This is a genomic window from Thermohalobaculum sp. (genome assembly GCF_058622915.1).
In genome coordinates this window covers 1-8,360 of sequence record NZ_JBZSYN010000217.1, presented here as the reverse complement: position 1 = coordinate 8,360, position 8,360 = coordinate 1, and the positions used below count along the sequence as shown (strand labels likewise).

The 8,360-nt window shown below is 71.7% G+C and carries 7 protein-coding genes, 1 tRNA gene and 1 pseudogene; 6 read left to right on the top strand and 3 right to left on the bottom strand.

Features of this window, described 5'->3' with window-relative positions:
* From AC32QD_RS16815 to AC32QD_RS16795, 5 genes and pseudogenes are all read left to right on the top strand, one after another.
* Nucleotides 1-519 (top strand): annotated as a pseudogene (locus tag AC32QD_RS16815) (allantoinase); the annotation flags it as partial.
* Nucleotides 520-522: 3 nt separating this feature from the next.
* Entirely contained in the window at nt 523-1,365 is an 843-nt protein-coding gene (locus AC32QD_RS16810) for a bifunctional allantoicase/(S)-ureidoglycine aminohydrolase (protein ID WP_492011664.1), read from the top strand.
* 11 nt (nt 1,366-1,376) lie between these two features.
* Nucleotides 1,377-1,868 (top strand): ureidoglycolate lyase, encoded by a 492-nt coding sequence (locus AC32QD_RS16805; RefSeq protein ID WP_492011663.1) that lies wholly within the window; start codon nt 1,377-1,379, stop codon nt 1,866-1,868.
* Between the two features lie 100 nt (nt 1,869-1,968).
* Nucleotides 1,969-3,036, top strand: coding sequence for a hypothetical protein (locus AC32QD_RS16800; protein ID WP_492011662.1), 1,068 nt, complete (start codon nt 1,969-1,971; stop codon nt 3,034-3,036).
* Nucleotides 3,037-3,277: 241 nt separating this feature from the next.
* Nucleotides 3,278-5,158: a cation:proton antiporter gene (locus AC32QD_RS16795; RefSeq protein ID WP_492011661.1), complete on the top strand. Its 1,881-nt coding sequence runs from the start codon at nt 3,278-3,280 to the stop codon at nt 5,156-5,158.
* Between the two features lie 9 nt (nt 5,159-5,167).
* On the opposite strand, the gene AC32QD_RS16790 is transcribed toward AC32QD_RS16795, so the two are convergent.
* The 3 genes from AC32QD_RS16790 to AC32QD_RS16780 form a co-directional block, all read right to left on the bottom strand.
* Nucleotides 5,168-5,827: a potassium channel family protein gene (locus AC32QD_RS16790; protein WP_492011660.1), complete on the bottom strand. Its 660-nt coding sequence runs from the start codon at nt 5,825-5,827 to the stop codon at nt 5,168-5,170.
* Nucleotides 5,824-7,299 carry a TrkH family potassium uptake protein gene (locus AC32QD_RS16785; RefSeq protein WP_492011659.1) on the bottom strand — a complete coding sequence of 492 codons (1,476 nt, stop codon included), beginning with the start codon at nt 7,297-7,299 and terminating at the stop codon, nt 5,824-5,826. Before AC32QD_RS16785 ends, AC32QD_RS16790 begins: the two co-directional genes overlap by 4 nt.
* 192 nt (nt 7,300-7,491) lie before the next feature.
* Nucleotides 7,492-7,566 (bottom strand) — tRNA-Val (locus AC32QD_RS16780).
* A gap of 110 nt (nt 7,567-7,676) precedes the next feature.
* Here AC32QD_RS16780 and AC32QD_RS16775 point away from each other — a divergent pair.
* A partial coding sequence (locus tag AC32QD_RS16775) for an N-formylglutamate amidohydrolase (protein ID WP_492011658.1) occupies nt 7,677-8,360 on the top strand: 684 nt, incomplete at its 3' end.

Genomic DNA, 8,360 nt, shown 5'->3' with positions numbered 1-8,360 from the left:
CGGGACTTCTCGCGCGCCGAGGAGAAGGCGCACATGGCCGAGGCGATCCGCATCCACCGCGAGGCGACCGGCGAGCGGCCGCTCGGCTGGTACACCGGGCGGACCTCCGAGCACTCGCTGGGGCTGGTGATAGGGGAGGGTGGATTCATATACGGAGCAGATAGTTACGCGGATGATCTGCCATACTGGGTGAAGGGACCGAAGGGGCCCTTCCTGATCGTGCCCTACACGCTCGACTCCAACGACATGCGCTTCGCCACGCCGCAGGGCTTCAACTCGGGCGAGCAGTTCTTCGCCTATCTGAGGGACAGCCTCGAGATGCTTTATGCCGAGGGCGAGGCGGGCGGCGCGCGGATGCTTTCGGTCGGCCTGCATTGCCGGCTGGGCGGCCGGCCGGGGCGAGCGGCGGCGCTGGCGCGGTTTCTCGATTACGCGCAGGCGAAGCCCGGGGTCTGGTTCGCCCGGCGCATCGACATCGCGCGCCACTGGCACGCCCACCACGCGCCGAAGGAGGCCTGAGCCATGGCCGAGCGCAGCTATCGCGCGCCCGAGGGCGGGCTGCCCGGGCAGACCGAGCTTTTGACCGGGCGGGCGGTGCTCACCGAGGCCTATGCCGTCATCCCGCGCGGCGTGATGCGCGACATCGTGACCAGCCGGCTGCCGCTGTGGGAAGGTACCCGCGCCTGGATCCTGGCGCGGCCGCTGTCGGGCTTCGCCGAGAGCTTCGCGCAATACGTCATGGAGGTGGCGCCGGGCGGCGGCAGCGACCGGCCCGAGCCCGACCCGGGCGCCGAGGGGGCGCTGTTCGTGCTCGACGGCGCGCTCGAGCTGACGCTGGGCGGCGAGATCCACGGCCTCGGCCCCGGCGGCTTTGCCTATATCCCGCCCGGGGCCGACTGGCGCGCGCGCAACGCCGGGTCCGCCCCGGTGCGGTTCCACTGGATCCGCAAGGCCTATGAGGCGGTGCCCGGGCTCGACGCGCCGGACCCGGTGATCGCCGACGAGCGCGACATCGCGCCCGAGCCGATGGCCCATACCGAGGGGCGCTGGGCCACCACGCGCTTCGTCGACGTGGACGACCTGCGCCACGACATGCACGTGACCATCGTCACCTTCGCACCGGGCGCCGTGATCCCCTTCGCCGAGACCCACGTCATGGAGCACGGGCTCTATGTGCTCGAGGGCAAGGCGGTCTACCGGCTCAACGACGACTGGGTGGAGGTCGAGGCGGGCGACTTCATGTGGCTGCGCGCCTTCTGCCCGCAGGCCTGCTATGCCGGGGGGCCGGGGCCGTTCCGCTATCTGCTCTACAAGGACGTGAACCGCCACCCCAAGCTGCGCGCGCCCGGCGTGTTCGGCGGCTGAGGGAGGGGGAGATGGCACCGCGCCTGCCCCTCGAGCCCCTGACCGCGCAGGCCTTCGCGCCGTTCGGCCAAGTGATCGAGGCCGACCACGCGCGCAGCCTGGCGATCAACGCAGGCCGCTGCCGGCGCTATCACGCGCTGGCCGTGGCCGAGCCGGGCGAGGGGGGCCGGGCGATCCTGTCGATCTTCCGCGCCACGCCCTGGCCGCGGCCGATCCGGGTGACGATGCTCGAGTGCCACCCGCTGGCCACCCAGGCCTTCGTGCCGATGCAGCGCCAGCAATGGCTGGCGGTGGTGGCCGAGCGGCCCGAGCCGGCGGCCTGCCGCGCCTTCCTGGTGCGCGGCGACCAGGGGCTGCAGTTCTCCCGCGGGGTCTGGCACCATCCGCTTCTGGCGCTGGCGCCGGTGCACGATTTCCTGGTCGTGGACCGCGAGGGGCCCGGCGCCAATCTCGAGGACCACCGCTTTCCCGAGGCGGACGCGCCGGTCATCGACCCGATCTGAGCCGGGGCCCGGCTTTTTCGCAGGGTGGTTTGCGCGGCGCCCGCGAGTCGGGCGATACCGCGCGCAAGCGACACGTCACACATTGACGGGAGAGACCCCGATGGCGAAGACCCATGACATCCTGATCTTCGGCGCTTCCTATGGCTCGCTCCTGGCGACGAAGCTGATCCTCGCCGGGCACAACGCGACGCTGGTGTGCCTGCCCAGCGAGGCCGAGCTGATCAATGCCGAGGGCACGCTGGTCCGCCTGCCGGCGAAGGGCCGCGACGGTCTGGTTGAAATCTCGTCGCGCCAGGCGCCGGGTAAGCTTTCGGCCACCACGCCGAGCCAGGCCGATCCGGGGCGGTACGACCTGGTGGCGCTGGCCATGCAGGAGCCGCAGTACCGCCACCCGGAGGTGCGGGCGCTGCTCGAGCGCGTGGCCAAGGGCCGCGTGCCCTGCATGTCGATCATGAACATGCCGCCGCTGGCCTATCTGAGGCGCATCTCCGGCCTCGACGCCGAGGCGCTCAGGCCCTGCTACACCGACGCAAGCGTCTGGGACGGCTTCGATCCGGCGCTGATGACGCTGGCCAGCCCGGACCCGCAGGCCTTCCGCCCGCCCGAGGAGCCGGTGAACGTGCTGCAGGTCAGCCTGCCTACCAACTTCAAGGTGGCGCGGTTCGAGGCGGACGCGCCGACCGCGATCCTGAAGGCGCTGGAGGCGGGGATCGACGCCATCCGCTACGACCCGGGCGACGGGCCGATGGAACTGCCGGTGAAGCTGCGCGTGCACGACTCGGTGTTCGTGCCGCTGGCCAAGTGGGCGATGCTGCTGACCGGCAACTACCGCTGCGTCACGCCGGGCGAGGCGCGCTCGATCAAGGAGGCGGTACATGCCGACATGGAGGCCTCGCGCAAGGTCTATGACTGGGTGCGCGAGGTGTGCAAGGCGCTGGGCGCGCGCGACGACGACCTGGTGCCGTTCGAGAAGTACGCCCGGGCGGCCGAGGGGCTGGTCAAGCCCTCCTCGGCGGCGCGGGCGCTCTATGCCGGGGCGCCGGCGATCGAGCGGGTCGACATGCTGGTGCAGATGCTGGGCCGGCAGAAGGGCATGCACAATGCCGCCGTGGACGAGACCGTGGCGCTGGTCGACGACAAGCTGAACGCTAACCGCAAGGCCGCCTGAGCGGCCCGCGCACGGGCTGGCCTGGGGCGGAGACGGGGCAGCGACGGCGCCGGGCCAGCGGCCGACGCGGAGAGGAGACCCCTCAAGGAGCCCCCGGGAGGCCCGGTGCGCGCATCGGGGTTGGCGGGCGGTCGCTGTCGCGACCCGGTCGCGGTCCTGGGCGCGATTGCAGTCGCCAATTTTGCGCGCGTCACTATTTTTCAACCGGTTCGGGGTTAGCCGGGCGAGGCGGAGGGGGCGCATGGAAAGCCAGCTGGTCAACACCATCGTGCTGGTCGGCGCGCTGGGCGTCGGCGCGCAGTGGCTGGCCTGGCGGTTCCACTTCCCGGCCATCGTGCTGCTGACGCTGGCGGGCCTGGTGGCGGGGCCGGGCATCGGCTGGCTGAGGCCGGAGGCGCAGTTCGGCCCGCTGCTCAAGCCGATCATCGGCATCGCGGTTGCCGTGATCCTGTTCGAGGGCGGGCTGCACCTGCGGCTGCGCGACCTGCGCGGCATCGAGACGCCGGTGCGGCGCATGGTGCTTTTGGGGGTGCCGTTGGCCTGGGCGCTGGGCTCGGCGGCCGCGCACTATCTGGCCGGGCTGGCCTGGCCGGTGGCGCTGCTGCTCGGGGGCATCCTGGTGGTCACCGGCCCGACCGTGGTCATCCCGCTGCTCCGCCAGGCCAAGCTCGAGCGCGACACCGCTGCGGTGCTGAAGTGGGAGGGGATCGTCAACGACCCCGTCGGCGCGCTGCTTGCCGTCGTGGTGCTGGAGGTGGCGACCGCCGGCGAGGGCGCCACCGCGCGGGTGCTCGGCCTCTCGGCGGTCGGCATCGCGGCCGCGGCGGCGCTGGGCTTCGCGGTGGGCAAGGGGGTCGCCTTCCTGATCGAGCGGGGCCATATCGCCGAGTTCCTGAAGGGCCCGGCGATCCTGGGCATCGCCCTGGCCTGCTATCTGGCCGGCAACGTGCTGCAGAACGAGGCGGGGCTGGCCGCCGTCACCGTGCTGGGCGTGACGCTGGCCAATACCGGGCTGGCCGACATCGACCAGATGCGGCGGCTCAAGGAATACATCACGGTGATCCTGGTCTCCGGCCTGTTCATCATCCTCGCCGCCTCGCTCGAGCGGGGCATGCTGGCGCAACTCGGCTGGGGCACGCTGGCCTTCGTCGCGGCGGTCATGTTCGTGGTTCGCCCGCTGAGCACGCTGGTGGCGACGTTCGGCACCGCGCTGAGCTGGCGCCATCGCCTGCTGGTGGGCTGGATCGCGCCGCGCGGCATCGTCGCGGTCTCCATGGCGGGGCTGCTCGGCACCATCCTGGTGAGCGAGGGATTTGCGGACGGCGGCCGCCTGGTGCCGCTGACCTTCGCCGTGGTGATTGCCACCGTGGTGCTGCACGGCTTCACTATCAGGCCGCTGGGGCGCTATCTCGGCCTCGCCGCGGGTCCCGGGCACGGCGTGCTGATCGTGGGCGCCGACCGCTGGTCGACCGCGCTCGCCGTGACCTTCGGCGAGACCGGCGTGCCGGTGGTTCTGTCCGACACCAACCCGCACCACCTCGAGGAGGCGCGCGAGGCCGGCGTCGAGACCTTCCGGGGCGAGATCCTGTCCGACCTCGCCGAGCACCGGCTCGACTTCAACCGGTTTGAGCATGTGCTTGCGGCGACCGACGACGACACCTACAACGCCCTGGTCTGCACGCAGTTCGCCGGCGAGGTCGGCACCCGCCGGACGCTGCAGCTTGCCGGTCACACGACGGGCCACGGCGGCCCGGGCAGCGTGCGCGCCTCGGCCATGGGGCGCGTGCTGATGGCGCCGGGGTACGATTCGGACGCGCTGGAAGGCTGCCTCGAGCAAGGCTGGCGCTTCGTCACGCGAAAGGCCGCCGATCTGGACCCCGGGCTGCGCGACGCGCTTGCCCATGGCGAGCAGGCCGACGGCGAGCATGCCCCGCCCGAGCTCGTCGTCGCCGCGGTGAGCGGGGAAGGCGAGGTCCGGCTGAACGCCGCCGGCCATCCGTTCCAGGCCGCGGACGCGGACACGCTGATCCTGTTTACCCCGGATGAGGCCGCGGCCGCCGGCGGGGCCCCTGCGGACGAGGGCGCTGCCGAGGGCGCGGCTGCCCGGCGTGGTGAGGCGTGAGGCGGCGCGTCAGTCCTGCTCGGGCGCCTTGCCCCAGGTCTCGGCCAGCTCCTCGAGGTGGCTGGAATGGGCGATCACCACCACCTCGTCGCCCTTCTTGATCTCGGTCCCGTCGTCGGGCAGCAGCAGCTTCTTGTCGCGGTAGATGCACACGATACGCGTCTGCCTGGGCAGGCCGAGCTCGGCGGCGGGGCACGGCTCCTCCTCGCGGAATGTGAAGGAGAAGAAGCGCGCGTGATGCTTGACCACCGAGGTCGGCTCGACGCCGAGCCCGCCGGCGACCAGGTCGGCGAGCGCCTGGCCCGTGGTGCGGTCGGGCACGATCACGTCCTTCAGCCCCAGTTCCTTGCACAGCGACTCGAGCTCGCCGTCCTCGACCTTGACGACGATGCGCTCGGCCCCCAGCGAGCGGCCGACCAAAGCGGCGAGGATGTTGCGCTCGTCGTCGTCGGTCAGGCAGAACAGGAAGTCGCCCTGGCCGACGCCGGCCTCACGCAGGATGGCGGGCTTGGAGCCGTCGCCCTTGAGGAAGCCGCAGTCGAGATCGGCCGACAAGGTGTCGATCTCCTCCTCGTCCTGGTCGACGATGACCACCTCGTTCTCGCGCTCGATCAGGAGCCGTGCGGCGACCACGGCGATGGGCCGGGCGCCGATGATGATGATTCTCATGAAGACCTCGCTCTGTGCGCGAACCAGGTGCGATGATAGAGCAACATGAGGACGGCGACGACCTCGAGCCGGCCCATCAGCATCACGGCGCAGAGCACGAGCTTGAGCCCGGTCTCGAGGTGGGGGCCGACCAGCCCCGCCGACAGCCCCACGGTCGCCGCCGCCGAGACCACATCGAACAGCGAGTCCACCCCGGGATGGCCGGCGAGCACGAAGGCGAGCCAGGCGGCCGCGATCATCGCGGCATACATCAGCGTGATCGCCACCACGCCCTCGACCATCGCGGTGCCGATCCGCTGCCCGCCGATGCTGACATGGGTCACCGCCTTGGCCGGCAGCGCGGCGCGGAATATGGCGAGGCTGACCACGCTGATCAGCACCAGGAAGCGCCCCAGCTTGATGCCGCCCGCGGTCGAGCCGGCATCGCCGCCGATCAGCATGGAGAAGATCAGCACCAGCTTCGAGCCGTCGTCGAGCCCGGGCACGTTGACATTCGAGAACCCGGTCGTGGTCTGCGCCGAGACCGCGAGCACCAGCGCCTGCGGCAGCGAGAGTCCCTCGCCCTTGGGCAGCGTCCAGTACTGCACGGCGGCCATCATGACCGCCACCGCAACCACCAGGACCAGCATCAGGCGAAGCTCGCGGTCCCTCGCCAGTGTGCGCCAGCCGCGGCGCCAGGCGATGAAGACCAGCGAGAACGAGATGGCGCCGAGCAGCGAGATCGCCGAGATCACGGCCTGCACGGGCAGCCCCCCGAGCGCCGCTATGCTGGCGTCGTGCGAGGAGAAGCCGCCGGTGGAGACGGCGGCCAGCACGTGCAGGAGCGAATCGAAGCCCGGCACGCCGAGCGCGATGAGCGCGAACGTGCCCGCTGCCGTAATGGCGGAGTAGTAGAGCAGCGCCCGGCGCGCGCGCACCCGGGCGCCCCCGACGATGTTCTCGGTGTCGAACTCGCCCTCGGCCAGGCGCATCGAGACCGTGCCCGGCTCGAGCACGATGGCAACCGCGAGCGCCACGATCACCAGGCCGCCATACCATTGCCCCCAGGCGCGGGCGAACAGGAAGACGGGCGAGGCGCCGTTCACCGTGGGCAGGGTGCTCAGCCCGGTGGTGGTGATGGCCGAGACCGACTCGAAGAGCGCGTCGACATAGCTGGGCGCTGCAGAGCTGAACGGCCAGCTCATCATCACTCCCGCACCGAGGAAGGCCAGCGCGGTGATGACCAGCGCCTCGTTGCGCTGCAGCCTGGTGGTCGCGGGAATGCGCGCGAGCCCGAGCCCGCCGGCCAGCAGCCCGGCAGCCAGCACCAGGTAGGGCACCGCCTGGCCCCTGTCGCCGAGCGCCAGCGCCAGCAGCCCGGGCACCGCCGGCAGCCCGGCCAGCGGGATGGCGAGCTGGCCGAGATAGCGCAGCAGAACGGCGCCGCGCACGCCGTAGGCCAGGGTCGCAGTTCCGCGGTAGTAGAAGGCCACCGGCGCTCCCTTCGTGCCGCTTCTGTCGTCTTCCGCCCTGCCCGGCAGGCAAACGCGGCGGCGCGGAATCGGTCTCCCGCAAAGTGCCAGTTTTCGGGCATGGCGCGCAAAAGGCCAGCCCCGGCCGGGCGCGATGTCTCGTTTAGGCGAGTGAAGCGCGAACGGAGGGCCGGCGGTGGGCCGGCGGAGGGGTGGTGGGCGCGGCTGGGATTGAACCAGCGACCCCTACGATGTCAACGTAGTGCTCTCCCGCTGAGCTACGCGCCCGTGCCTTGGCGGCCAGAGCCGCCGTATACGGCGGGCCGCGGCCTCACGCAAGCCCGGCCTGCGCCGAATTGGGGGTGCAGGCGGGCCGGGGACGAACTAGATTGCACGGCATGGAGTCGCCCGCGCCCTTTCGCCTTCTCGAGCCCGCCCGGCTGACCAGCGGCGCGGTGTTCGACTCGCCGCACAGCGGGCGCGCCTATCCCGACGACCTGGTGCGCCGCAGCCGCCTGACGCGCGAGGGGCTGCGCGCCTCGGAGGACGTGAGGGTGGACGAGCTGTTCGCCAGCGCGCCGGGGCACGGCGCGCCGCTCCTCGCCGCCACCGCGCCCCGGGCCTGGGTGGACCTGAACCGCGCGCCGGGCGAGCTCGACCCGAGCCTGATCCAAGGCGTGCGCCTGCGCGAGGCGGCGCTCAATCAGCGTGTCGCCGCTGGGCTCGGCGTGATCCCGCGCGTCGTTGCCGAGGGCGCCGAGATCTATCGCGGCCGGATCTCGCTGGCCGAGGCCGAGGCGCGGATCGAGGCCATCCACGCGCCCTATCACGGCAAGCTGGACTCGCTGTTGGAGCGGGCGCGCGAGGCGTTCGGGTCGGCGGTGCTGTTCGACTGCCACTCGATGCCGTCTGAGGCCCTGCGCGCAGCGCCCAGGGTCGACGGCCGCTGCCCGCAGGTGGTGCTCGGCGACCGGTTCGGCGCCTCGGCCGGGCGGGCGCTGGTCGCCTTCACCCAGCGCGCCTTCGAGCGCGAGGGCTTCGTGGTGGCGCGCAACGCCCCGTTCGCCGGCGGCTATATCGTG

What these genes read in the sequence shown, in the direction of transcription:
- AC32QD_RS16795 (WP_492011661.1), top strand. Translation starts at nt 3,278, where the DNA reads ATGGAAAGCCAGCTGGTCAACACCATCGTGCTGGTCGGCGCGCTGGGC.
- AC32QD_RS16805 (WP_492011663.1), top strand. Translation starts at nt 1,377, where the DNA reads ATGGCACCGCGCCTGCCCCTCGAGCCCCTGACCGCGCAGGCCTTCGCG.
- AC32QD_RS16810 (WP_492011664.1), top strand. Translation starts at nt 523, where the DNA reads ATGGCCGAGCGCAGCTATCGCGCGCCCGAGGGCGGGCTGCCCGGGCAG.
- AC32QD_RS16790 (WP_492011660.1), bottom strand. Translation starts at nt 5,827, where the DNA reads ATGAGAATCATCATCATCGGCGCCCGGCCCATCGCCGTGGTCGCCGCA.
- AC32QD_RS16800 (WP_492011662.1), top strand. Translation starts at nt 1,969, where the DNA reads ATGGCGAAGACCCATGACATCCTGATCTTCGGCGCTTCCTATGGCTCG.